Below are 21,315 nucleotides of genomic sequence, written 5' to 3' on the forward strand. Positions count from 1 at the left end.
GGCCCGGATCGCTCCGGGCCCCTCGCAGTCTCAGGCTTGGCGCGACCTCACCAGCCGCACTTCTCGTTCTTGTTCTGCTCGGTCAGCCAGACGTTCAGCGGCGCGAAGTAGTCGGCCACCGCCGAGGCGTCGTTGCCGTGCTCGCCAGTGAAGGCGGCCATGGCGTCTTGCCACGGGCGCGACTGGCCCATCTCCATCATGGCGTTGAAGCGGGCGCCCACTTCCTTGTTGCCGTAGATCGAGCAGCGGTGCAGCGGCCCGGTCCAGCCGGCCTGCTGGCAGGCCGCCCGGTGGAACTGGAATTGGTAGATGTGGGACAGGAAGTAGCGGGTGTAGGGCACGTTGCCCGGCACGTGATACTTCGCGCCCGGGTCGAAGGCGTCGGCCGGACGCGGGCCCGGCGGCACCAGGCCCTGGTACTTCAGCATCATCGCGTTCCAGGCCGGGTTGTAGTTGTCCGGCGTGATCTCGCCGTCGAAGACGCCCCAGCGCCAGCGGTCGACCATCAGGCCGAACGGCAGGAAGGCGATCTTGTCGAGCGCGGTCTTCAGCAGGAACGGGATGTCCTCGCTGGTCCCCGGCGCCTTATCCAGCAGGCCGATCTGCACCAGGTACTCGGGCGTCGTCGCCGACAGGCCGATGAAGTCGCCGATCGCCTCGTGGAAGCCGTCGTTCGCCCCGTTCTTGAACAGGAACGGCTGATCCTTGTAGGCGCGCTGGTAGAAGTTGTGGCCCAGCTCGTGGTGGATGGTGGCGAAGTCCTCGGCGTTCACCTTGGTGCACATCTTGATGCGCACGTCGTCCTTGTTGTCGAGGTTCCAGGCCGAGGCGTGACACACCACCTCGCGGTCGCGCGGACGGGTGATCTGCGAGCGCTCCCAGAAGGTCTGCGGCAGCGGCGCCAGGCCCAGCGAGGTGTAGAAGCCCTCGCCGGTCTTGACCATCTTCACCGGGTCGTACTTGGCCTTCACCAGCAGGTTGTCGAGGCTGTAGGCCGACTTGCCGCCCTGCTTGGGGGCCACGACGTCGTAGATGTTGCCCCACTGCTGCGACCACATGTTGCCCAGCAGGTCGGCGCGGATCGGGCCGGTGCGCGGCTGCACCTTGTCGCCGTACTTCTCGTTCAGGCGGGCGCGCACGTAGCAGTGCAGGTTGCGGTAGAACGGCTCGACCTGGGCCCACAGGCGGTCGGTCTCGGCCGCGAAGGCGTCGGCGTCCATGTCGTAGCCGGAGCGCCAGAGCGCGCCGGTGTCCTTGTAGCCGAGGTCGCGCGAGCCCTGGTTGGTGATCTCCACCATGCGGGCGTAGTCGGGCTTCATCACCGGCGAGATGGTCCGCCAGCCTTCGTAGACCGCCTTGGTGGTGTTCGGATCGCGCGAAGAGGCCAGGATGTCCTCGGCGTCGTTCAGGGTCAGGGTCTTGCCCTGGTACTGGAACTTGCCGGTGGCGTAGGTCGAATCCATCCGGGTGGTGATCTGAGCCAGCTCGTCGGCCGCGCCCGGCTTGTCGGGGGCCGGGGCCACCAGGCCCAGCTTCAGCAGGTTCAGCTTGCGGCGGACGACCGGGTCGACCTCGACGTCGTTGAAGCGCGCGGCCTCCTTGGCCAGCTTCACGCCCATCTCGGTGTACTTGGCGTTGACGTCGCTCTCGAGCCACATGGTGTCGAAGGTGATGTAGGTGTTGCGCACCCACGACACGCGGCTGGCGTACTCGCTCATCTCCGCCAGCTGCTTCTCGGTGTCGGCGATGAAGGCGTTGGCCTCGGCCGCGGTCGGGGCGGCGGGCGCGGCCGGTCCTGCCGGCGCCGCCGGCGTGGCCGGGGTCGGCGCCGTCGAGGCGCTCGGAGTGGTGGCGCAGCCGGCCAGCGCGCACGCGGCGGCGGCGGTCATCAGAAGGCGTTTCATGCGGATTTCCTCCCAGAGCGGCGATAGCCGAAAGTGGATGCCGGTTTCGGCGCGATCGCCGCTCCACAATTATGAATCCAGAGCCTTCTTTCCCGCCTCGAACGCATTCGTTCGAGACGGGAAGGCTCTGGGGGGCGGACGCGCCCGCGGGCGACCGCCGTTCCGGGAGGCATGGGAAGCGGCTTAGCGCCGCAAGGTCAAGGTTTTCCGCTCGGATAGACGCAGGTCGCCAGGCCTTCGTGGCGCACCGTGCCCGACGCCGCCGAGATCTTCGAGGAGCGCTTGCGCACGTAGGGGCCCGATCCGGCCGCCTTCCACTTGCGGGGACTGGGCAGGATGGCGGCCAGGCGGGCGGCCTCCTTCTTGGTGAGCTTGTCGGCGCTCTTGCCGTACCACTTCTGCGAGGCGGCCTCGGCGCCGTAGACGCCCGGCGCCCACTCCACCACGTTCAGATAGACCTCGATGATCCGCTTCTTCGGCCACAGGGCCTCGATCAGGACGGTGTAGTAGGCCTCCAGACCCTTGCGGACCCAGCTGCGCTGCGGCCACAGGAAGACGTTTTTGGCGGTCTGCTGGCTGATGGTCGAGCCGCCCCGGACCCTCCGGTGCTTCTCGTTGTGCTTCATCGCTTTTTCGATGGCGTCGAAGTCGAAGCCGTGGTGCGTGCAGAACTTGGCGTCCTCCGCGGCGATCACCGCATAGACCAGGTTCGGCGAGATCTTTTTCAGGGGGCGCCACTTGTGGTGCAGGCCCTCGCCCTCGAAGGCGCGGTCGACCATCAGGTAGGTCATCGGCACCGGCGCCCAGCGGTGCACCAGCACGCCCAGAGGCGGCAGGATCAGCACCGCGGCCAGCAGCACCACCAGTACCGTGCGTAGGCTCTTCTTGAACTTCGCGAACTTCTTGCCGGCCATGACGCTCACTCCCCCAGGCGCCAAGCTAGCCGAGCGAGTCCGGCTCCGTAAGCCCCGCCGGGGCGGTCTCCACACCGGCCGCGCTGATGGACTTCTCCATCTCGCAGCGGTCGAACACTTCAGAGCCGATGGTGACCTGCTCCCGTCGGACGACCGTGAACCCTAGCGCGCCGAACGCTGGCTCGGCCATCAGGCTCGCGTGCACCCAAAGCCGCGTCTCGCCACGACCCCGAGCACGATCGGCGATCTGGTCGAACAGCGCCCTGAAGAGTCCGGAGCCCTGGGCCGCCGGCCGGATGAAGGCGAAGTCGATGTAGCCGCCATCGGCCAGGCTCATGAAGCCATGGATCGAGCCGTCGCCCTCCGCGAGGGCGATCTCCTGGACCCGAAGGCGGTCGTTCCACGCTGGCCCGCTGCGAGGGGCGGGGACCCAGGCCGCCCGCTGACGTTCGCTATAGCGGCTCGGCCCGGTGCGCACGGCCGCGTACATCACCTCGCCGAGTTGATCGAAGTCGGCCTCCGTGGCCCATCTGATCCGGTGACCCGCCGCCAATTCCGTCGTTCCAATCGGGAAGCTAGACCGCGACAGCCAGCACGCCGGCGCCGCCGTCTTCGTCGCCCCACGCCAGGCGGTCGGCTTTGGGGGACAGCGACAGCGCTGTCACGGCCGCGCCCTTCTCGGCCTTCACCCGCTCAAGCTTCGAGGTCTTCAGGTCGGCGACCCACAGGCGGCCGTCGTCCAGCCCGGCGGCCAGCACGGTCTTGTCCGGCGCGCCGGCGACGCGGGTGACCATGGCGCTCTCGTCATGGCCGATCTCGGCGGCTTCCTTGCCCATCGGTCCGTTGGCGCCGGCGAACTGCCACACGACCGCGCCGTTGGCGCCGGAGGTGGCCAGCAACATGCCCTTGGCCAGGAAGCTCAAGCTTTTGATCTTGGCCGGATAGCCGCCCATGCGCATGTCCTTGGCGTCGGACAGCCGCCAGCCGTGCAGCGCGTTTTCCTGCATGGCGGTGATCAGGAACTTGCCGTCGGGGCTCCAGACGACGCCGACGTGCGATCCGGCCCACTTCAGCGTCTGCGGCTTCTGCTCGGCGATGCGCGCGAACCAGACCGCCGCCCCGCCGTAGGTGGCGCAGGCCAGCTTGCGGCCCTTGGCGTCGAAGGCCAGGTCGGCGACCGAGCGCTCGTGGGCGAACACGCGGGCGAAGGACGCGTCCTTCGCGTCCAGCACGCGCGCCTCCTTGCCGACCGCGTAGGCGATCAGGCCGGTCTCCGGCGCCACCGCCACGGCGTCGATCCAGCGGCCGCGCGCGTTCGCCAGCTCGACCGCGCCGTCGGCCTTCGACCAGACGAGGCGCCCGTCGTCGCCACCGGTGACCACGCCCTCGCCGGACGGGTGCAGCGCCGCGCACTGCACCGAACCGTCCGGGTGCGCCTCGATCGTCTCGCCGGTCTCGAACCGCACGGTGCCGTCGCCCAGCGCGAAGGCGGCGCGGCCGGAGCGCTCGAACAGGGCGGCGGTGACGTAGGCGTCGAAGGCGAAGGCGGTCATGGGCTTCTCTTCTCCCTCCCCTTCATGGGGAGGGACAGGCCGCGCAGCGGCCAGGGTGGGGAAGTGGATGGAGAAGGCTTCCCCACCCGGCCCCTTGCGGGGCCACCCTCCCCATGAAGGGGAGGGAGAGTGCTTACGCCGCGCAGGCCTCGAAACCTTCGCGCAGCTTGGCGGCGTCGAGGTTGCGGCCGATGAAGACCGCGCGGCTCCAGCGGCGCTCGTCGGGCTTCCACGGCTGCTGCAGGTCGCCCTCCAGGATCATGTGCACGGCCTGGAACACCAGCCGCCGGTCCTCGCCCTTCACGTCGACGATTCCCTTGGCGCGCAGGATGTCCGGGCCCTGGTCGGCCAGCACCTTGTCGATCCAGGCGGTGAACTTGTTGCCGTCGACCGGGCGCTCCAGCGACAGGCTGACGCCCTGGATGTCGTCCTGGTGGGCGTGGCCGCGCGCGCCTTCGTGGTGATGGTGGTGGCCGTGGTCATGGTCGTGACCGTGGTGGTGGTCGTGATCATGATCGTGGCCGCAGTGCTCGTCGTGCACGTGGCCGGGCTCGCCGTGCGCCGGGTTCAGGAACTCCGGCTGCAGGTCGACGATGCGCTCCAGGTCGAAGGCGTTGCGGCCCAGGATGGTCCCAAGCGGCACGTTCGAGCGCTGGGCGCGGTGGATCGGGGCCAGCGGATTGAGGCCGCGCAGGCGCGCCTCGACCCGGGCCAGCTCGGCCTCCGAGACGAGGTCGGTCTTGTTGAGGATGATCTGGTCGGCGAAGGCGATCTGCTCGCGCGCCTCCCTGGAGTCGTCCAGGCGGGCCTCGACGTGCTTGGCGTCGACCACGGTGGTGACGCTGTCCAGCTTGGTGCGGGCCTTGACCTCGTCGTCGACGAAGAAGGTCTGGGCGACCGGGCCCGGGTCGGCCAGGCCCGTGGTCTCGACCACGATGGCGTCGAACTTGCCCTTGCGCTTCATAAGGCCGGACAGCACGCGGATCAGGTCGCCGCGCACGGTGCAGCAGACGCAGCCGTTGTTCATCTCGAACACTTCCTCGTCCGCGCCGACGACGAGGTCGTTGTCCACGCCGATCTCGCCGAACTCGTTGACGATGACGGCGTAGCGCTTGCCGTGGTCCTCAGTGAGGATGCGGTTCAGAAGCGTGGTCTTGCCCGCGCCCAGATAGCCGGTGAGCACGGTGACGGGAATTTGCTGGGTCATGCGGTCTCTCTAGTCGGCCTTGCGGCCGAAGCGAAAGGGGGCGTCGCGGAACGGACGGTCAGCCTTCCAGATGGGCGCGACCGGGCAGGCTTTGAAGCAGGCCGCGGTTGGGGCCGAACAGCGCGGAGATGACGAACAGGGCGGCGGCGCACAGCACCATGGCCGCGCCGGGCTCCACCGTGTAGGCGCGGGCGGCCAGCAGGCCCGCGCCGCTGGCCAGGGTCGAGAGCAGGACCGCCGCGCCGATCTGGCCGGCGAAGCTGCGGGTCCAGAAGCGGGCGGCCGCGGCCGGGATCATCATCAGTCCCACGGTCATCAGCGCCCCGAAGGCGCGGAAGCCGGCCACCAGGTTCAGCGCCACCAGGCACATCAGAAGCGCGTGCAGCGCGCCGCCGGGCACGCCGGTGGTGCGCATGAACACCGGGTCGGCCGCCTCCGCCGCGAAGCCGCGCATGAATAATGCGAGCGCCAGGATGGTGGCGGTGGCGGCGCCGGCCGCGAACACCAGGCCGGCCGGGTCCAGCGCTTTCACGTCGCCGAACAGGAGGCCGTGCAGGGCCTCGCCGTCGGCCGTGCGGCCCAGGATCAGCACGCCCACGGCCAGCGCGCTCAGATAAAGCACGGCGAAGGAGGCGTCCTCGGGCAGGCGCTGGGTGCGCGACAGCAGGCTGGACAGGACGGCCACCACCAGGCCTGCGGTCAGGGCGCCGAAGGTGAGCGCCCAGGGATCGGCCCCGGCGATCAGAAAGGCCAGGGCCGCGCCCGGCAGGATGGCGTGAGACAGCGCGTCGCCGACCAGGCTCATGCGCCGGCCGATCAGCAGCACGCCCAGCGGCGCGGCCCCGAAGGCCAGGGCGAGGGCGCCTGCGCTGGCGCTGGCGAAGATGGCGGCGTTCAGGGTCAGCATCAGGCGTCTTCAGTCCTGCGGCACACGTGGGCGTGCGCGTCGAAGGCTTCGGACAGGCGCCGCGCCTTCAGAAGATTCTCCGGGCGCAGGGTCTCGCGCGCCGGACCCCAGGCCACCTTTTCGCGAGCCAGGAGAAGCGCGTCGGTGAAGGCGTCGCGGGCCAGCTCCAGGTCGTGCAGCACCACGATCACCGCCCGGCCTTCGCGCGGCCAGCGCTGGATCAGCTCGACCAGGTCGGCGGTGGTCTTCTGGTCGACCGCCGAGAACGGCTCGTCCAGCAGGATGAGGCGGGCGTCCTGCAGCAGCACGCGTGCGAACAGGGCCCGCTGCAGCTGGCCGCCGGAGACCGCGTTCAGCGGCCGGTTCTCGAAGCCGTGCAGGCCCACCGCCGCGAAGGCGTCGTGCAGGCGCTCGCGGTCGGCGCGCTTCAGGCCGCCGAACAGGCCGCGCTTATTCCAGAAGCCGAGCGCCACCAACTCGCCCAGCGTCATGGGGAAGTTGCGGTCGACGCCCGGATCCTGCGGCAGGTAGGCGATGTCGCGGGGCTTCAGCCCCAGCAGCTCGATGCGCCCCGACAGCGGCTCCAGCGCGCCGGCCACCCCGCGCAGCAGGGTCGACTTGCCCGAGCCGTTCGGCCCGACCACGGCGGTCAGCCGGCCGGCCTCGAACACGCCGTCCAGATGGTGGACGGCCGGGTGCCGCTCATAACCAAGAGTGACGTCGTGCAGGCGGACGGCGGCGCTCATCGGGGACCGCCCTGGATGGCCAGCCACACCGCGCCCCAGACGACGGCCAGCGCCACGACGGCCAGCGCCAGGCGCACGAGGGCGCTCGCGTGCAGCAGGTTGAAGCGCGACGGGGTCATGCGTGCGCATATAGCGCGTTATAGTGTAACAGGCGAGGGCTGGGCCGCGACGATTCCGCCACGCGACGGAACCTGTCCAAATAAGGCGCCGCGCTCGCGTTGACTCTGTGATCGCCCCGAGTATAAGTCACGCCCTCTCGCCCGTGGGCCATCCCGCGGGCGCACATTTTTTTGCGCAAGGTGAGGCGCCCCGATGTACGCGGTGATCAAAACCGGCGGCAAGCAGTACCGGGTTCAGGCCGGCGATCTGCTGGTCGTTGAGAAGCTGGAAGGCGCCCCGGGCGCCGACGTGATGTTCGACCAGGTCCTGATGGTCGGCGACGAAGCCGGCGCCACCGTCGGCGCGCCGCTGGTCGACGGCGCCTCGGTGACCGGCACTCTGGTCGAGACCCGCAAGGGCGAGAAGGTCAAGATCTTCAAGAAGATCCGCCGCCAGGGCTACCGCCGCACCCGCGGTCACCGCCAGCCGGAGACCGTCATCCGCGTCACCGGCCTGTCGGGCGCCGGCAAGTCGGCCAAGTGGGACGGCACTGTCGACCTGACCCCGAAGGCGGTCCTGGACGCGCGCGCTCGCGGCCTGGGCGACGCCGCCGCCCTGCTGACCCCGATCGCCGCCGAGGCGGCCGCCGTGGTCGCCGAGGTGAAGGGCAAGGGCAAGGCCCCGAAGATCGCCGCCACGGTGGTCGAGCACGCCGATGCGGTCGCGGACGCGCCGAAGAAGGCGACCCGTGCTAAGAAGAAAACCGACGAAGCCGCCGCCGAAGGCGGCGAGGCCTAAGTCCTAGAGTTCAGGAGCTAGACCTATGGCACATAAGAAGTCCGGCGGTTCGTCGCGCAACGGTCGCGATTCCGAATCCAAACGCCTTGGCGTGAAGAAGTTCGGCGGTGAGCGCGTGCTCGCCGGCAACATCCTCGTCCGCCAGCGCGGCACCAAATTCCATGCCGGCGACAACGTCGGGATGGGCCGCGACCACACTCTGTTCGCCACCGTGCAAGGCGCCGTGAAGTTCACGACCAAGCGCGACAACAAGTGTTTCGTGTCCGTAATCCCGGCTCTACAGGCCGCCGAATAGGCGCGAGCTAGAACGCACACGTTCCGGATCGCGCCGCCCACAAAGCAGCGATCCGGACGAGGAAATTCCAAGCGGGGAGTCCGGATCGCCGGGCTCCCCGTTTTCTTTTTCCCGCAGCCCGGGGCCTCGGCCCCAAAGGAGGCTGGCATGTGCGTGATCGATTTCTCCCCCCGGATCGAAACCCGGCGCCTGACCCTGCGCGCTCCGGAAGAGAAGGACGTGGCCCGTCTGGCCTGTCTGGCCGACGACCGGGACATCGCGCGCATGACCACGCGCATGCCGCACCCCTACACCCGCGCCGACGCCGAGGAGTTCGTGGCCCGCACGGCCGCCCAGGATCCCCGTCGCGAGAACACCTTCGTGCTCGACCACGAGGACGAGGGGCCGATCGGCGTGCTCGGTTTCTTCCACGACGCCGATCCCTATCCGGAGGTCGGCTACTGGATCGGCCGGCCGTTCTGGGGCCGCGGCTTCGCCAGCGAGGCGGCGGAGGGCGCGCTCGACTGGGCGCGGCGTCGCTGGAAGAAGAGGGCGGTGGTCGCGGGGCACTTCACCGACAATCCGGCCTCCGGCCGCGTGCTCAGCAACGCCGGCTTCCTCTACACCGGCGAGGTGCGCACCAAGCACTCGCGCGCGCGGGGCGAGGACACGCCGATCCGGATGATGGTCTGGCTGGCCTGAGTCTGGCTGGCCTGAATCTGGCTGGATTGAGCCTGGCCGGCCCGGGTCACGCCGCCTTGCGCATGGGCGGCTGTTTCGGGCCGTGCCGGAACCGCAGCTCCGCCTTGGTGATCCGGTCGGCCAGGTCTTCCAGCTCGGTGAACAGCGAATAGCTGCGGTAGGCGTCGATCTCGTTCACCGCCGTCTGGGCGCGCGGCAGGAACTCGCACCAGCGTTTCCAGGCCGGGTGGGCGTCGCGCGCCTTGGTGTCCTTCAGGCTCAGCGGCTCCCATAGGCCAAGCTCGGTGAGCAGCTTGCGGGAATCGCGCAGCACCGGCACGGCGATGTAGGCGAACAGGAAGGCCGGCGTGGCCGCGCGGCTGTAGGCGGGCCGGATGCGCAGGTGCCACGCCTTGTAGGCCTGCAGGAAGCCGTTGCGCCGCTCGGTGTCCGGCGGCAACCACGAGGCGTTCGGATTGATCAGCTCGTCGGCGGCGGTCGACTGGTGCACCACCTCGTCGGCGGTGCGCCCCTCGTTCAGCGCCGAGGAGAAGGTCGCCATCGGGATCTGCAGAACCTTGGCCACGTCGGTGTGGGCGACCTGACGGCCCTGGACGGTGGTCCACTGGGCCATGGCGTCGGGCCTGAGCGCGTCGGCCGGCGGCACGAACTTCTTCGGCGGCTTGGCCGGATCGCACCAGCAGACCCGGCCCGGGCCGTAGCTGATCTCGTTGGGGTCGTAGAAGGTCAGGACATAGCCGACCTGCGGGCACGGGCCCATGTCGGCCAGGAACCGCTTGAACTCGCGCCAGCCCGGGTTGAGGCCGCGTCCGCGATGAAACAGCATGCCCCGGTGGGCCCCCGCCTCGATCGGATACTTCCGCATCAGATCCGGCAGGCTCAACTTCTCGATGTCGTCCTCCCAGGACGACACGGCGATATCAGCGCTCTGCGACACCGCTGTTCCCTCCGGCCCGCGCGCTTCTACACGAGCCCTCGGCCGTCTTGTCGCATTGGAGTCTCTAAATATTCATTACGCTTACCGGCGCGCAAACCTCGTTCTGGGTGCGGGTTTGCTGATCGCTGGGCGCCCGACAATCCGTTTACTTTAAGCTTCCGGTCGGAAGCTTGCGGCCGGGGCCGCACACCTTCGCGGGCGGCGACGCGCGGAGCCGCAAAGCACGGGCGCCGCCGGCTTGAGCGGCCTTGGCGGCCGCGTCGCGCCGGATCGGATGCGTACGACCCCCTCGACCTTCGCGCGCCCCTGGTTCACAACCCGCCCATGAAGTTCCTCGACCAGTGCAAGATCTTTATCCGCTCCGGCAACGGCGGCGGCGGAGCCGTGTCGTTCCGCCGGGAGAAGTTCATCGAATACGGCGGCCCTGACGGCGGCGACGGCGGCCGCGGCGGCGACGTCTGGATCGAGGCGGTCGAAGGCCTGAACACACTGATCGACTACCGCTACCAGCAGCACTTCAAGGCCCAGACGGGCATGCACGGGGCCGGGCGCCAGATGAACGGCCCGGCCGGCGACGACGTGGTGCTGAAGGTGCCGGTCGGCACCCAGGTCTACGAGGAGGACCGCGAGACCCTCATCGCCGACCTCGACCACGCCGGCATGCGCCTGCGTCTGCTCAAGGGCGGCAACGGCGGCTTCGGCAACGTGCACTTCAAGGGACCGATCAACCAGGCGCCCCGCTTCGCCATGCCCGGCCAGGAAGGTCAGGAGAAGTGGATCTGGCTGCGGCTGAAGCTGATCGCCGACGCCGGCCTGGTCGGCCTGCCCAACGCCGGCAAGTCCACCTTCCTGGCGGCGGTGTCGGCCGCCCGGCCGAAGATCGCCGATTATCCGTTCACGACGCTCACGCCCAACCTCGGCGTGGTCGACCTGTCGACCAACGAACGCTTCGTCATCGCCGACATTCCCGGCCTCATCGAGGGCGCGTCGGAAGGCGCGGGCCTGGGCACCAAGTTCCTCGGCCACGTCGAGCGCACCGCCGTGCTGGTCCACCTGGTCGACGGCACGCAGGACGACGTCGCCGGCGCCTATCGCACCATCCGCGGCGAGCTGGAGGCCTACGGCGAAGGCCTGGCGGAGCGGCCGGAGCTGCTGGCCCTCAACAAGGCCGACGCCCTGACCCCGGAGCTGCGGGACGAGAAGCTCGCCGAGCTGGAGGCCGCCGCCGGCAAGCGCCCGTTCGTGATCTCCGGCGTCTCCGGCGAAGGCGTGACCGAGCTGTTGCGCGCCGCCTGGGGCGAAATCCGCGAGAAGCGGGCCGAGGAAAAGCGGGCCGAACAGCTGGGCCACGACGAGCCCGACGCCGGCGAGTGGCGCCCCTGAGCGGCGGCTCGCCGCGCGCGCCGCTCCGCCCGGGCTTCCATCTGGAGCCCGGCATGCGGGTCGGCGTGTTCGGCGGCTCGTTCAATCCGGCCCACGCCGGGCACGCGCACGTGACCGAGACGGCCATGAAGCGGCTGGGCCTGGACCGGGTGATCTGGCTGGTCTCGCCGCAGAACCCGCTGAAGTCCGACCGGGAGACCGCGCCGCTGGCCGCGCGGATGGCCGGGGCCGAGGCGGTCGCGCCGAAGGGGGCGCTGGTCTCCGACTTCGAGACCCGCGCCGGGACCCGCTACACCGTCGACACCCTGCGCGCGCTGAAGGCCCGCTTTCCCGGCGTGCGCTTCGTCTGGATCATGGGCGCCGACAACCTGGCCCAGTTTCATCGCTGGCGGGCCTGGCGCCATATCGCCCGGCTGGTCCCGATCGCCGTCGTCGCCCGGCCTGGCCCCGAGGCGCTGAAAGGCCGCACCTCGCCGTTCGCCCAGCGCTTCGCTCGCGCCCGTCTCCCGGAGCATGCGGCCAAGGGCCTGTCGGGCGCGAAAGCGCCTGCGTGGGCCTACCTCGTCGCGCCGCTGCAGGCGGTGTCTTCGACCGCCATCCGAGCCCGAACTGCGGCCAAAAGCACCGTGCCGCTCGCCGGATGACCTGAGGCCCCTTACGTGATAGGGTTCACGTCACGGCCAGGCCGTAGAGGAGTTTGAAGCTGAGTCGCCCCCCTGCGCATGACGCGCAATCGAACGCGGTGTCCAACACGTCTCATGAGATGGACCCGGTTCACCCGCTGCGAGATGAAGACGTTTCGCTCGAAGAACTGATCCTGAAGCGCCTGGACGACGACAAGGCCCAGGAGATCGTTCACATCGACCTGAAGGGTAAGAGCTCGGTCGCCGACTCCATGATCGTGGCGTCGGGCCGCTCGGCCCGCCATGTCGGCGCGCTGGCCGATCACCTGCTGCGCGCCCTCAAGGACGCCGGCTACGGTCGTGCGCGGGTCGAAGGCCTGCCGCACTGCGACTGGGTGCTGATCGACGCCGGGGACGTGGTGATTCACCTGTTCCGCCCGGAGGTCCGCGCCTTCTACAACATCGAGAAGATCTGGTCGGTCGACGCGCCGCACCGGACTCCGCAGGCGGTCTAAGAGCGGCGCATGCGGGTCACCATCGCGGCCGTCGGGCGGCTCGGCCGTTCGCCCGAGGCCGCCATGGCCCGCGACTACGCCGAGCGGGCGACGGCCGCGGGCCGGGCCCTGGGCCTGGGCCCGGTCGACATCCTGGAAATCGAGCCGCGCAAGCCCGGCAAGGCCGCCGAGGGCGAAGCCCTGCTGGAGGCGATCGGGCCGGGCGCCTACCTCGTCGCCTGCGACGAGCGGGGCGAAACCTTCCGCTCGCGCGATTTCGCGGCGCGGGTGGAGCGCCTGCGCGACCAGGGCGAGCGGCGGCTGGTGTTCTTCATCGGCGGGGCCGACGGCCTGTCCGACGAGGTGCGCGCGGCCACCCGCTTCAAGCTGGCCTTCGGACCGCAGACCTGGCCGCACGCCCTGGCCCGGGTGATGCTGGCCGAGCAGGTCTATCGGGCCGTCACCATACTGGGCGGCTCGCCCTATCACCGCGATTGAGCGCCGCCGCCGCGGCGCTATAGCTAGCCCCATGCTTCGCCGCGTCGCTTCCGTCCTGGCCGTCGTGACCCTGGCCTCCACGCCCGCGTGGGGACAGAAGGGCAATCGCGACGAGATCGACCGGCTGGAGGCCGAGCGCCAGGACAGGGCGCGCGAGAGCGAACAGCTGCGCGCCCAGGCCCGCGACGCCTCGCAGGAGATCGAGCGGCTGCGCGCCCAGCTGGTGTCGCTGGCGCAACGCCAGTCGACCGACGAGGCCGACGTCGCCAGCCAACGGGCCCGCTTCGACCGGCTGAACGCGCGCGAGAGCGAGCTGACCGCCCGCATGAGCCGCAACCGGGCCAAGCTGACCCGCCTGCTGGGCGCGCTGCAGCTCTACACCCGCGATCCGCCGCCGGCGCTTCTAGTGTCGCCGGACTCCGCCACCGACGCCGTGCGCGCCGCCATCCTGATGCGCGCCGTGGCCCCGGAGCTGGAGCGCCGGGCCGACGCGCTGAAGGGCGAGGCCGAAGAGATCAACCGGCTCCGGCGCGAAGCCGCGCTGGCCGGCGAGGCCTTGTTCACCGCCGAGAGCGCCGCGGCCGACCGCCGCGCGGAGATCGAGCGCCTGATCCGCGAGAAATCCTACCTCGAAGCGCGCCTCTCCAGCGACGCCGAGACCGCCGAGCGCGAGGCGCGCGCCTTGGCCGAGCGGGTTCAGGATCTGGGCGGGCTCATTCAGGGCTTGTCGCATCCTGGCGAGTCCGGCGCCGGTCCGGGGCGGTTGTCCGCGCCGGTCCGGGGCGAGTTGATCCGCCGCTTTGGCCAGAGCGCCGGCGCCGGGCGGTCCGACGGGTGGACGTGGCGCACCGAACGCTCGGCTCAGGTCCTCGCCCCGGCCGCCGGCGTGGTCGCCTACGCCGGCCCGCTGAAGCAGTGGGGCGAGGTCGTGATCCTGCGCATGGGGGGCGGCTACCACGTGGTGGTCGCTGGAATGGACGAGGTGTCGGCCCGGACCGGACGATCCGTCGCGGCCGGGGAACCGATCGGCCGCATGAGCGGCTCTTCCGGGCCGCCGCCGGAACTCTATCTTGAAATTCGCCGTAACGAAGCGCCGGTCGATCCGGCGCGGTGGCTCGACGAAGGTCGTCGGGACTGATTTGATGCGTGGCCGAGAGCGTTCATGGCGGACGCCCGGGCCTGGAAGCGCGAGGACGCGAATGCGCAAGCTGCTGGTGATCGGAGTTTCGGCCTTGGCGTTGAGCGCGGGCGCGGTCGCCTACGCCGCCCAGTCGTCGTTCGCGCCCAAGTCCGAGACCTTCCGCATGCTCGAGCTGTTCGGCGACGTGCTCGCCGTCGTCGAGCAGCAGTACGTCGTCGAAGTCGACGACAAGAAGCTGATCGAAGCGGCCCTGAACGGCATGCTCACCTCGCTCGACCCGCACTCCAACTACATGAACCCCGAGGAGTACAACGACCTGCGCGAACGCGCGCGCGGCCAGTACAGCGGGGTGGGCCTGGAGATCACGGTCGACAACAACCTCGTGAAGGTCATCACGCCGATGGACGAGGGCCCGGCCGCCAAGGCGGGCGTGCAGGCCGGCGACGTGATCACCTCGATCGACGGCGAGAACACCGTCGGCATGACCCTGAAGAAGGCCGGCGACAAGCTGCGCGGGGCCATGGGCACCAAGGTGCAGGTCACCTTCGCGCGCGAGGGCGAGGAGAAGCCGATCGAGCGCAACCTGACCCGCGAGGTCATCAACCTGAAATCGGTGCGCGAGCGCGTCGAGGGCGACTACGGCGTGGTGCGCATTTCCAGCTTCAACGAGAACACCGGCCAGGAGACGGTCGACGCGTTGAACAAGCTGCGCGCCCAGAAGCCCGACATGAAGGGCGTCGTGCTGGACCTGCGCAACAACCCCGGCGGCATTCTCGAGCAGTCGGTGGCGGTGGCCGACGCCTTCCTGGAAGGCGGCGAGATCGTCTCCCAGCGCGGCCGCGATCCGCGCGACATCGAGCGCTACAACGCCACCCCGGGCGACCTGGCCCACGGCCTGCCGGTGGTGGTGCTGATCAACTACGGCTCGGCCTCGGCGGCCGAGATCGTCGCCGGCGCCCTGAAGGACCACGAGCGGGCGACGGTGGTCGGCCTGACCAGCTTCGGCAAGGGCTCGGTGCAGACGGTGATGCCGTTGCGCTCGGGCCGCGACGGAGCGCTGCGCCTGACCACGGCGCGCTACTACACGCCCTCGGGGCGCTCGATCCAGAAGACCGGCATCGAGCCGGACCTCGAGGTCGCGCGTTCGGTCAAGGAGGCGGAGATCGTCTCGGAGTCGAACTTCATCTACAGCGAAGCCGCCTACTCGAACGCGCTCGACGCCGCCGAGAAGGCAGAGCGCAAGGGGCCGCACAAGCCCACCGAAGCGCCGCCGGCCGGCTTCGACGAGAAGAAGGACTTCCAGCTGGAGCGCGCCTTCCAGGTGCTGTCCGTGAAGGGCGACCTGAAGGCCCTGCCGAAGATCGCCGCCCCCGTCCCGGCCAAGGTGGCCGAGGCCCCGGCCGCGGCCGTGAAAAAATAGGTTAAGACCGTCAGGGTTTCTTAACCCGCCGGACAGACCCTGAGCCTCGGAAACCTCGTCTTCGAGCCGACGCTCAGGGTCCATGTTCGCCAAACGCCGCCTCGCCCTCGCCGGGACCGCCGCCGCCGCGCCGCAATCGCGGTTCGACGTGCGCGCGCTGCTGGCGTTCGCCAAGAAGCCGTTCGTGGCGCCCGCCGGCGCTGGCGTGCTGTTCATGGGCGCGGCTGCGGTTCTGCTGATGGTCGCCGCCGACCCGCGCGCGGGCGCGCCGTCCGTGCGCGTGGCCCTGCAGCGGCCCGCGCCGAAGGCCGCCGCCGCGGCCCCGACCGGCTTCGAAGCCTTCACCATCGACTCCCTGGGCATGTACCAGGACCTCGCGGTCCCGGGCTTCGACCTGACCGACGCGCCGCCCGTGCAGGGCACAGCCACCATCGAGCTGCCGGAAGGCGCGGCCGCCTCCGCCGCACCGACCGCCGCCGCGCCGCGCCGCGTCCCGGCCGATCCGCTGCCGGCCGCGCCCCTGGCCGGCGTGAACGTGCCCGGCCCGCTGGGCCCGATGCCGGTGGTCGCCGCGGACGGCCGCACGCCGTTCGGCGCCTACGCCCGCCCCTTCAAGTCAAACGGCCAGCCCAGGGTCGCCCTGATCGTCGGCGGCCTGGGCCTGAACGCCGCCGCCACCAAGGCCGCCATCGAACGCCTGCCGCCCGAGATCACCCTGTCTTTCGTGCCCTACGCCGAAGGCCTGCAGGGCTGGATCGACCTGGCCCGCGCCAACGGCCACGAGGTCCTGCTCGAGATCCCGATGGAGCCGGTGGACTATCCGGACAACGATCCGGGTCCCTACACCCTGCTGGCCGACGCCCAGCCGGCCGAGACGGTCAAGCGCCTGGAGTGGTTGCTGAGCCGCGCCACCGGCTACTTCGGCGTGACCAACTATCTGGGCCAGCGGTTCGTGACCTCCGACTCGGGCATGGGCGCCTTCACCGGCGCCCTGAAGAGCCGGGGCCTCGCCTTCATGGACGACGGTTCGGCGCGCAAGCGCGGCGGCGCCTGGGCCCGGGCCAGCGCCGACGCCATCGTCGACGACCAGCTGTCCGCCCAGGCCATCGCCAGCGAGCTGAACGCGCTCGAGCAGACCGCCCGCAGCCGCGGCTCGGCGCTCGGTTCCGGCTTCGCCTATCCGGTGACGGTGGAAGTGGCCACCCGCTGGGCCGACGGCCTGAAGAGCCGCGGCCTGCAACTCGCGCCCGCCTCGGCGGTTGCGCGGCGGTGACCCCGCTAGACCTCGACCTCTATCGCCCCAACGTCGGCGTCGTCCTCTTCAACGCAGAGGGCCGCGTCTGGCTGGGCCGCCGCGCCGGCACGCCGGGGCCCTACAACTGGCAGTTCCCCCAGGGCGGCGTCGACGACGGCGAGGACTGGGAGACGGCGGCGCGCCGCGAGCTGCGGGAAGAGACCGGCGTGGTCTCTATCCGCCCGCTGGGCGAGACCGAGGGCTGGATCACCTACGACTTCCCGCCCGAGGCCGAGGGCTCGAAGATCGCCAAGGGCTGGCGCGGCCAGAAGCAGAAATGGTTCGCCTACCGGTTCGAGGGCGAGGACGCCGAGGTGAACCTCGAAGCCCACCCGCCGGCCGAGTTCGACGCTTGGCGCTGGGCCGACCTCGGCGAGGTGCTGGACCTGGTCGTGCCCTTCAAGCGCGCCGCCTACGAGCAGGTGGTCGCGGCCTTCAAGGCGTTCGCGGCGTAGGTCCCGTCTTCAGGCCGCCTCCACGCCCGCCTCGACGCTCGCGCGCTGAGCCACCGCCCGCGCGACCGAGGCCAGCAGGGTCGCGGCCGACAGCGGCTTGGTCAGGTGGTCGTCCGCCCCGGCCGCGCGCGAGGCCTCGGCGTGCTCGGGCAGGGCGTTGGCTGTGAGCGCGTAAACCGGCGTGCGCGACGCGCCGGCCTGGGCCTCCAGGCGCCGGATCGCCCGAATGGCGGACAGGCCGTCCATCACCGGCATCTGCATGTCCATCAGCACCAGGTCGAACGCGCCGGGCGTGAAGGCGTCCAGCGCCTCGGCGCCGTTCTCGACCGACACCAGGTCCACGTCCGCGCCGGCCAGGATCAGCTCGACGACCGTGCGGTTGGTCGGATGGTCCTCGGCCAGCAGCACGCGGGCGCGGCGCAGCGGCGCGACCTCGACGCAAGGCGGCGCGCCGGTCTCGGCCGCCGCGGCCGGGGCGCGGTCGAAGGGCGCCTCCAACGAGAAGGTCGCGCCTTCGCCGGGGGTGGCGACCGCATCGAGGCGTCCGCCCATCAGCTCGGCCAGCGACTTGCAGATCGACAGGCCCAGGCCCGTACCGCCGAAACGGCGGGTGATCGAGCCGTCGGCCTGCTCGAAGCGTTCGTACAGTCGTGCGCGGAAGCTCTCGTCGAAGCCGATGCCGGTGTCGGCGACCTCGAAGCGCAGGGTGCAGCGTTCGCGCCCGCAGGTGGTGCGCACCGACAGGCGCACGCCGCCCCGATCGGTGAACTTCACCGCGTTGGACAGCAGGTTGGCGAGGATCTGGCGCACCCGCACCACGTCGCCGACGAAGCGGCCCTTGGCGTCGGCGTGCAGCTCGACCTCGAAGTTCAGGCCCTTCTCGGCCGCCTTGGCCTCGAACAGGGCCGCCACCGAACGGGTGGCCTCCTCCAGGTCGAAGGGCTCGGCCGCAAGCTCCATGCGCCCGGATTCGATGCGGGCCAGGTCCAGCAGGTCGGAGAGCAGCACCTCCAGCGTCTCGGCCGAGGTCTCGATCAGACGGACCATGCCGCGCTGGCCGGGAGCGAGCTCGGTGCGGGCAAGCGCCCCCGCCACGCCCAGCACGCCGTTCAGGGGCGTGCGGATTTCATGACTCATGTTGGCCAGGAACTCGCTCTTGGCCCGGCTGGCGGTCTCCGCCTGTTCGCGGGCGCGGGCGACCGCCAACTCGCTGCGCTTGCGGGCGGTGATGTTGCGGATCACGCCGACGATCCGGTCCGGCCGGCCCTCCTCGTCGCGGGTGGCCTGGGCGACGTTGCGCACCCAGATCTCGTCGCCGCGCCGGCCCTTCTGACGGTACTCGCAGGCGAAGCGGGCGCCGGTCTCGACATGCTCGCGCCAGGCCCGCTCGACCCAGGCCTGGTCTTCCGGATGCAGCAGGTTCAGCCACTCGCCGACGAAGGATTCGTAGTCCCGCTGCCCGTGGAAGACCGTGGGCACGTCGCCGACGGCGTACTCCAGCGACTGGCGGACGTAGGAGTACTCCCAGACGGTCAGGTCGGCGATCTCGGTCGCCAGCTTCAGCCGGTTTTCGGATTGGCGGGTCTCTTCCAGGGCGGCCGCCAGCCGCGTCTTGGCCGCGTGCAGCTCGAACTCGTCGGAGATCAGGCTGGCCAGTTCGGAAATATGCGACGCGACCGCGGCGTCGTAGGGGCGTGGTGCGAACCAGCCGACGCAGAGCGCGCCGACGCGGCGGCCCTGGACCGTGATCGGCGCGCCGGCGTAGGCGCGAAAGTCGGGACGGCCCTTGCCTTTGGAGGCCTCGCGGAAGCGGTCGTCCTCGAAGGCGTCGGCGACCCACAGCGGCTCGTCGGCCAGGATCACCCAGGCGGAGAAGGAGCGGTGGCGGAGCGCCCCGTCGGCGTCGAGGCCGACCGCGGCCTTGTACCGGACCTCGTCGACGTCCACGAGCGCGGCCAGGCCGAACGGCGCCTCGGCGACGACGGTGGCCAGGCGGGTCAGACGGTCCAGGCCCAGGGTGGGCGCGGCCTCCAGCAGGCCGAGGTCGTGCAGGACCGCGAGGCGCTCTTGTTCGTCGACGGGAACGGGCGCCGCGATGTCCATGGCACGCTTCCTCCTGCTCGGGAGGAGCCTGGGCCGCAGCCTCTTAAAGTTTGGTGCGCGTTAAGGCTTAAAGCAGGCGGATTTCGCGCAAGCGTTGCTGAAGGTAGTCGTCCGCCGTGATCGGCTCCGGATAGCGGTCCGGGTTTTCCGCCGAGATGCAGCCCGGCAGGGTGCGGATCAGATATTCCGGCTCGAAGTGCAGGAAGAAGGGCGTGGAGTAGCGCGAGAAGCCGCGCCGTTCCGGGGCCGGATTGACCACCCGGTGGGTGGTCGAGGGCAGCACGTGGTTGGTCAGGCGCTGCAGCATGTCGCCGATGTTGCAGACCAGCGCGCCCGGGGGCGGATTGATCGGCAGCCACTGGCCGTCGCGGTCCTTGACCTGCAGGCCGGCCTCTTCGGCGCCCAGCAGCAAGGTGATGACGTTGATGTCCTCGTGCGCCCCGGCCCGCACGCCCGGTGCGTCCGCCGGCACCGGCGGGTAGTGCAGCAGGCGCAGCACGCTGTTGCCCAGCGCGACCTTGTCCGCGAAGAAGTCGAGCGGCAGGTCCAGCCCGCGCGCGATCGCCCGCAGCACCTTGGCGCCCATGTCGTCCAGCGCGCCGTAGAGGGCGCCGACATACTCGTGGAAGCCCTCGATCTCGGTCGGCCACAGGTTGTCGGGCATGTAGCGGCGATAGGGGTGGTCTTCCGGCAGGTCGCGGCCGACGTGCCAGAATTCCTTCAGGTCGACGGTGTCGGCGTCCTTGGCGGCTTCCGTGCCGAACGGGGTGTAGCCGCGCGCGCCGCCAGTCCCGGGGATGTGATAGGCGCGCTTGACCGCGTCCGGCAGGGCGAAGAAGGCGCGGGTCCGCGCCAGCGCCCCGTCGATCACCGCCTGGTCCAGGCCATGGTCGGAGATCACCGCGAAGCCGTACCGGCGGAAGGACGCGCCGAGCGCCTCGGCGAAGCCGTCGAAGTCGGTCTCGCAGCGGCGCATGGACACCGGTTCGATGGCGGAGGCGGGGGCGTCGACGCTCACGGGGAAACCTCGGACTGTCGTTTCTGGGGCGCTTTCTACAGGGTTCGCGCCGAGGAAACAGGGGGGCGAGAGGGGGGAACCGTCGCCGTTAGCTTCACGTTGTCAGGCCGGATCAGCCACGAGGATTCCGGCGCATGATCTCCAGGAATGTCGCCCTCTGCGCGGCGACGGCCGCGCTGCTAGCGGCCTGCTCGACGCTGGACCGGTACACCGGCCAGGTCCGCCGCAACAACACCGCGACCGGCGCGCTCATGGGCGCCGTCGGCGGCGCGGCTTTGGGCTACGCCACCAACACCAACAAGAGCGAGGAGGGGCGGACCAACGCCCTGATCGGCGCCGGCATCGGCGCGCTCGCCGGCGCCGGGATCGGCCGCTACATGGACCGCCAGGAGGCCGAGCTGCAGCACCACCTGGCCGGGAGCGGGGTGGGCGTGATCCGGCAGGGCGAGAACATCGTCCTGCAGATGCCCGGCGACGTCACCTTCGCCCTGGACAGCGCCGCCATCCAGCCGCGCTTCGATCCGGTGCTCGACGACGTCGCCGCCGTGCTGAACCGCTATCCGGCCACCTATGTCGACATCGTGGGTCACGCCAGCGCCGACGGGTCGGACGCCCACAACCAGGTGCTGTCGGAACGGCGCGCCCTGGCGGTCGGCGACTACCTGCTCAGCCACAAGGTGCTGCGCGCCCGCCTGTTCGTCGCCGGCCGCGGCGAGAGCGAACCGATCGCCTCGAACGCCACGCAGCAGGGCCGCGCCCAGAACCGCCGGGTGGAGATCATCCTGCGTCCGCACACCACCACCTGAGCGGGTCCCCAGCGGATGCGAAAAGGGCGGCCGCTCCGG

23 protein-coding genes are annotated in these 21,315 nt (G+C 70.4%); 12 read left to right on the top strand and 11 right to left on the bottom strand.

Annotated features, from left to right (window positions below):
• Positions 1-47: 47 nt before the first annotated feature.
• The 8 genes from H8B08_RS17935 to H8B08_RS19420 all read right to left on the bottom strand — a co-directional run bounded on the left by H8B08_RS17935 (position 48) and on the right by H8B08_RS19420 (position 7,350).
• On the bottom strand, positions 48-1,904 hold the full coding sequence (locus H8B08_RS17935; RefSeq protein ID WP_187451569.1) for a M2 family metallopeptidase: 1,857 nt from the start codon (positions 1,902-1,904) through the stop codon (positions 48-50).
• Positions 1,905-2,101: 197 nt separating this feature from the next.
• Positions 2,102-2,818 (bottom strand): monofunctional biosynthetic peptidoglycan transglycosylase, encoded by a 717-nt coding sequence (gene mtgA / locus H8B08_RS17940; RefSeq protein ID WP_187451570.1) that lies wholly within the window; start codon positions 2,816-2,818, stop codon positions 2,102-2,104.
• Between the two features lie 25 nt (positions 2,819-2,843).
• On the bottom strand, positions 2,844-3,371 hold the full coding sequence (locus tag H8B08_RS17945; RefSeq protein ID WP_187451571.1) for a GNAT family N-acetyltransferase: 528 nt from the start codon (positions 3,369-3,371) through the stop codon (positions 2,844-2,846).
• A 22-nt stretch (positions 3,372-3,393) separates the two neighbouring features.
• Entirely contained in the window at positions 3,394-4,371 is a 978-nt protein-coding gene (locus H8B08_RS17950; RefSeq protein ID WP_187451572.1) for a WD40 repeat domain-containing protein, read from the bottom strand.
• Positions 4,372-4,504: 133 nt separating this feature from the next.
• Positions 4,505-5,578, bottom strand: a complete 1,074-nt coding sequence (locus H8B08_RS17955; RefSeq protein ID WP_187451573.1) for a GTP-binding protein — start codon at positions 5,576-5,578, stop codon at positions 4,505-4,507.
• 58 nt (positions 5,579-5,636) lie between these two features.
• A complete protein-coding gene (locus tag H8B08_RS17960) occupies positions 5,637-6,485 on the bottom strand; it encodes a metal ABC transporter permease (RefSeq protein WP_187451574.1) in 849 nt (282 codons plus the stop codon).
• On the bottom strand, positions 6,485-7,231 hold the full coding sequence (gene aztA, locus H8B08_RS17965) for a zinc ABC transporter ATP-binding protein AztA (protein ID WP_187451575.1): 747 nt from the start codon (positions 7,229-7,231) through the stop codon (positions 6,485-6,487). The genes H8B08_RS17960 and aztA overlap by 1 nt, the downstream gene beginning before the upstream one ends.
• Positions 7,228-7,350 carry a hypothetical protein gene (locus H8B08_RS19420; RefSeq protein WP_255500936.1) on the bottom strand — a complete coding sequence of 41 codons (123 nt, stop codon included), beginning with the start codon at positions 7,348-7,350 and terminating at the stop codon, positions 7,228-7,230. The genes aztA and H8B08_RS19420 overlap by 4 nt, the downstream gene beginning before the upstream one ends.
• Positions 7,351-7,543: 193 nt before the next feature.
• Between H8B08_RS19420 and rplU the strand changes: the two genes are divergently transcribed.
• From rplU to H8B08_RS17980, 3 genes are all read left to right on the top strand, one after another.
• Complete coding sequence (gene rplU, locus H8B08_RS17970) at positions 7,544-8,128, top strand: 50S ribosomal protein L21 (protein WP_187451576.1); 585 nt, start codon at positions 7,544-7,546, stop codon at positions 8,126-8,128.
• A 25-nt stretch (positions 8,129-8,153) separates the two neighbouring features.
• Complete coding sequence (gene rpmA / locus H8B08_RS17975) at positions 8,154-8,423, top strand: 50S ribosomal protein L27 (RefSeq protein ID WP_187451577.1); 270 nt, start codon at positions 8,154-8,156, stop codon at positions 8,421-8,423.
• Between the two features lie 147 nt (positions 8,424-8,570).
• Positions 8,571-9,104 carry a GNAT family N-acetyltransferase gene (locus H8B08_RS17980; RefSeq protein ID WP_187451578.1) on the top strand — a complete coding sequence of 178 codons (534 nt, stop codon included), beginning with the start codon at positions 8,571-8,573 and terminating at the stop codon, positions 9,102-9,104.
• A gap of 46 nt (positions 9,105-9,150) precedes the next feature.
• Here the strand turns inward: H8B08_RS17980 and H8B08_RS17985 are convergent, their stop codons facing one another.
• A complete protein-coding gene (locus tag H8B08_RS17985; protein ID WP_187451579.1) occupies positions 9,151-10,041 on the bottom strand; it encodes a hypothetical protein in 891 nt (296 codons plus the stop codon).
• A 324-nt stretch (positions 10,042-10,365) separates the two neighbouring features.
• Between H8B08_RS17985 and obgE the strand changes: the two genes are divergently transcribed.
• The 8 genes from obgE to H8B08_RS18025 all read left to right on the top strand — a co-directional run bounded on the left by obgE (position 10,366) and on the right by H8B08_RS18025 (position 17,349).
• Positions 10,366-11,424 (top strand): GTPase ObgE, encoded by a 1,059-nt coding sequence (gene obgE / locus H8B08_RS17990; RefSeq protein ID WP_187451580.1) that lies wholly within the window; start codon positions 10,366-10,368, stop codon positions 11,422-11,424.
• Positions 11,412-12,068 (top strand): nicotinate-nucleotide adenylyltransferase, encoded by a 657-nt coding sequence (locus tag H8B08_RS17995; RefSeq protein ID WP_370545525.1) that lies wholly within the window; start codon positions 11,412-11,414, stop codon positions 12,066-12,068. Before obgE ends, H8B08_RS17995 begins: the two co-directional genes overlap by 13 nt.
• Positions 12,069-12,187: 119 nt before the next feature.
• Positions 12,188-12,562 carry a ribosome silencing factor gene (rsfS, locus tag H8B08_RS18000; RefSeq protein ID WP_187451581.1) on the top strand — a complete coding sequence of 125 codons (375 nt, stop codon included), beginning with the start codon at positions 12,188-12,190 and terminating at the stop codon, positions 12,560-12,562.
• A gap of 9 nt (positions 12,563-12,571) precedes the next feature.
• Positions 12,572-13,039, top strand: a complete 468-nt coding sequence (rlmH, locus tag H8B08_RS18005; RefSeq protein ID WP_163261937.1) for a 23S rRNA (pseudouridine(1915)-N(3))-methyltransferase RlmH — start codon at positions 12,572-12,574, stop codon at positions 13,037-13,039.
• 31 nt (positions 13,040-13,070) lie between these two features.
• The gene (locus H8B08_RS18010) at positions 13,071-14,177 is read left to right on the top strand and encodes a murein hydrolase activator EnvC (protein ID WP_187451582.1); all 1,107 of its coding nucleotides are present in this window, start codon (positions 13,071-13,073) and stop codon (positions 14,175-14,177) included.
• 61 nt (positions 14,178-14,238) lie between these two features.
• Positions 14,239-15,600 carry a S41 family peptidase gene (locus H8B08_RS18015; protein WP_187451583.1) on the top strand — a complete coding sequence of 454 codons (1,362 nt, stop codon included), beginning with the start codon at positions 14,239-14,241 and terminating at the stop codon, positions 15,598-15,600.
• A gap of 82 nt (positions 15,601-15,682) precedes the next feature.
• Positions 15,683-16,873: a divergent polysaccharide deacetylase family protein gene (locus tag H8B08_RS18020; protein ID WP_187451584.1), complete on the top strand. Its 1,191-nt coding sequence runs from the start codon at positions 15,683-15,685 to the stop codon at positions 16,871-16,873.
• Entirely contained in the window at positions 16,870-17,349 is a 480-nt protein-coding gene (locus H8B08_RS18025) for an RNA pyrophosphohydrolase (RefSeq protein ID WP_187451585.1), read from the top strand. Before H8B08_RS18020 ends, H8B08_RS18025 begins: the two co-directional genes overlap by 4 nt.
• A gap of 9 nt (positions 17,350-17,358) precedes the next feature.
• On the opposite strand, the gene H8B08_RS18030 is transcribed toward H8B08_RS18025, so the two are convergent.
• The gene (locus H8B08_RS18030) at positions 17,359-19,452 is read right to left on the bottom strand and encodes an ATP-binding protein (RefSeq protein WP_187451586.1); all 2,094 of its coding nucleotides are present in this window, start codon (positions 19,450-19,452) and stop codon (positions 17,359-17,361) included.
• A gap of 67 nt (positions 19,453-19,519) precedes the next feature.
• Positions 19,520-20,428, bottom strand: a complete 909-nt coding sequence (locus H8B08_RS18035; protein WP_187451601.1) for an isopenicillin N synthase family oxygenase — start codon at positions 20,426-20,428, stop codon at positions 19,520-19,522.
• A gap of 176 nt (positions 20,429-20,604) precedes the next feature.
• On the opposite strand from H8B08_RS18035, the gene H8B08_RS18040 reads away from it, so the two are divergent.
• Entirely contained in the window at positions 20,605-21,276 is a 672-nt protein-coding gene (locus H8B08_RS18040) for an OmpA family protein (protein WP_187451587.1), read from the top strand.
• The last annotated feature ends 39 nt before the right edge of the window (positions 21,277-21,315 follow it).

This window comes from Caulobacter sp. 17J80-11, assembly GCF_014349105.1.
Classification (GTDB): domain Bacteria; phylum Pseudomonadota; class Alphaproteobacteria; order Caulobacterales; family Caulobacteraceae; genus 17J80-11.

Excerpts from the sequence above, each read along its gene's own strand:
- H8B08_RS18030 (WP_187451586.1), bottom strand. The coding sequence starts at position 19,452 with ATGGACATCGCGGCGCCCGTTCCCGTCGACGAACAAGAGCGCCTCGCG.
- rsfS (WP_187451581.1), top strand. The coding sequence starts at position 12,188 with ATGGACCCGGTTCACCCGCTGCGAGATGAAGACGTTTCGCTCGAAGAA.
- rplU (WP_187451576.1), top strand. The coding sequence starts at position 7,544 with ATGTACGCGGTGATCAAAACCGGCGGCAAGCAGTACCGGGTTCAGGCC.
- H8B08_RS17980 (WP_187451578.1), top strand. The coding sequence starts at position 8,571 with ATGTGCGTGATCGATTTCTCCCCCCGGATCGAAACCCGGCGCCTGACC.
- H8B08_RS18010 (WP_187451582.1), top strand. The coding sequence starts at position 13,071 with ATGCTTCGCCGCGTCGCTTCCGTCCTGGCCGTCGTGACCCTGGCCTCC.
- rlmH (WP_163261937.1), top strand. The coding sequence starts at position 12,572 with ATGCGGGTCACCATCGCGGCCGTCGGGCGGCTCGGCCGTTCGCCCGAG.
- aztA (WP_187451575.1), bottom strand. The coding sequence starts at position 7,231 with ATGAGCGCCGCCGTCCGCCTGCACGACGTCACTCTTGGTTATGAGCGG.
- H8B08_RS18020 (WP_187451584.1), top strand. The coding sequence starts at position 15,683 with ATGTTCGCCAAACGCCGCCTCGCCCTCGCCGGGACCGCCGCCGCCGCG.
- H8B08_RS17935 (WP_187451569.1), bottom strand. The coding sequence starts at position 1,904 with ATGAAACGCCTTCTGATGACCGCCGCCGCCGCGTGCGCGCTGGCCGGC.
- H8B08_RS19420 (WP_255500936.1), bottom strand. The coding sequence starts at position 7,350 with ATGACCCCGTCGCGCTTCAACCTGCTGCACGCGAGCGCCCTCGTGCGC.
- H8B08_RS18035 (WP_187451601.1), bottom strand. The coding sequence starts at position 20,428 with ATGCGCCGCTGCGAGACCGACTTCGACGGCTTCGCCGAGGCGCTCGGC.
- obgE (WP_187451580.1), top strand. The coding sequence starts at position 10,366 with ATGAAGTTCCTCGACCAGTGCAAGATCTTTATCCGCTCCGGCAACGGC.
- H8B08_RS17950 (WP_187451572.1), bottom strand. The coding sequence starts at position 4,371 with ATGACCGCCTTCGCCTTCGACGCCTACGTCACCGCCGCCCTGTTCGAG.
- H8B08_RS18040 (WP_187451587.1), top strand. The coding sequence starts at position 20,605 with ATGATCTCCAGGAATGTCGCCCTCTGCGCGGCGACGGCCGCGCTGCTA.
- H8B08_RS18015 (WP_187451583.1), top strand. The coding sequence starts at position 14,239 with ATGCGCAAGCTGCTGGTGATCGGAGTTTCGGCCTTGGCGTTGAGCGCG.
- H8B08_RS17955 (WP_187451573.1), bottom strand. The coding sequence starts at position 5,578 with ATGACCCAGCAAATTCCCGTCACCGTGCTCACCGGCTATCTGGGCGCG.
- rpmA (WP_187451577.1), top strand. The coding sequence starts at position 8,154 with ATGGCACATAAGAAGTCCGGCGGTTCGTCGCGCAACGGTCGCGATTCC.
- mtgA (WP_187451570.1), bottom strand. The coding sequence starts at position 2,818 with ATGGCCGGCAAGAAGTTCGCGAAGTTCAAGAAGAGCCTACGCACGGTA.
- H8B08_RS17960 (WP_187451574.1), bottom strand. The coding sequence starts at position 6,485 with ATGCTGACCCTGAACGCCGCCATCTTCGCCAGCGCCAGCGCAGGCGCC.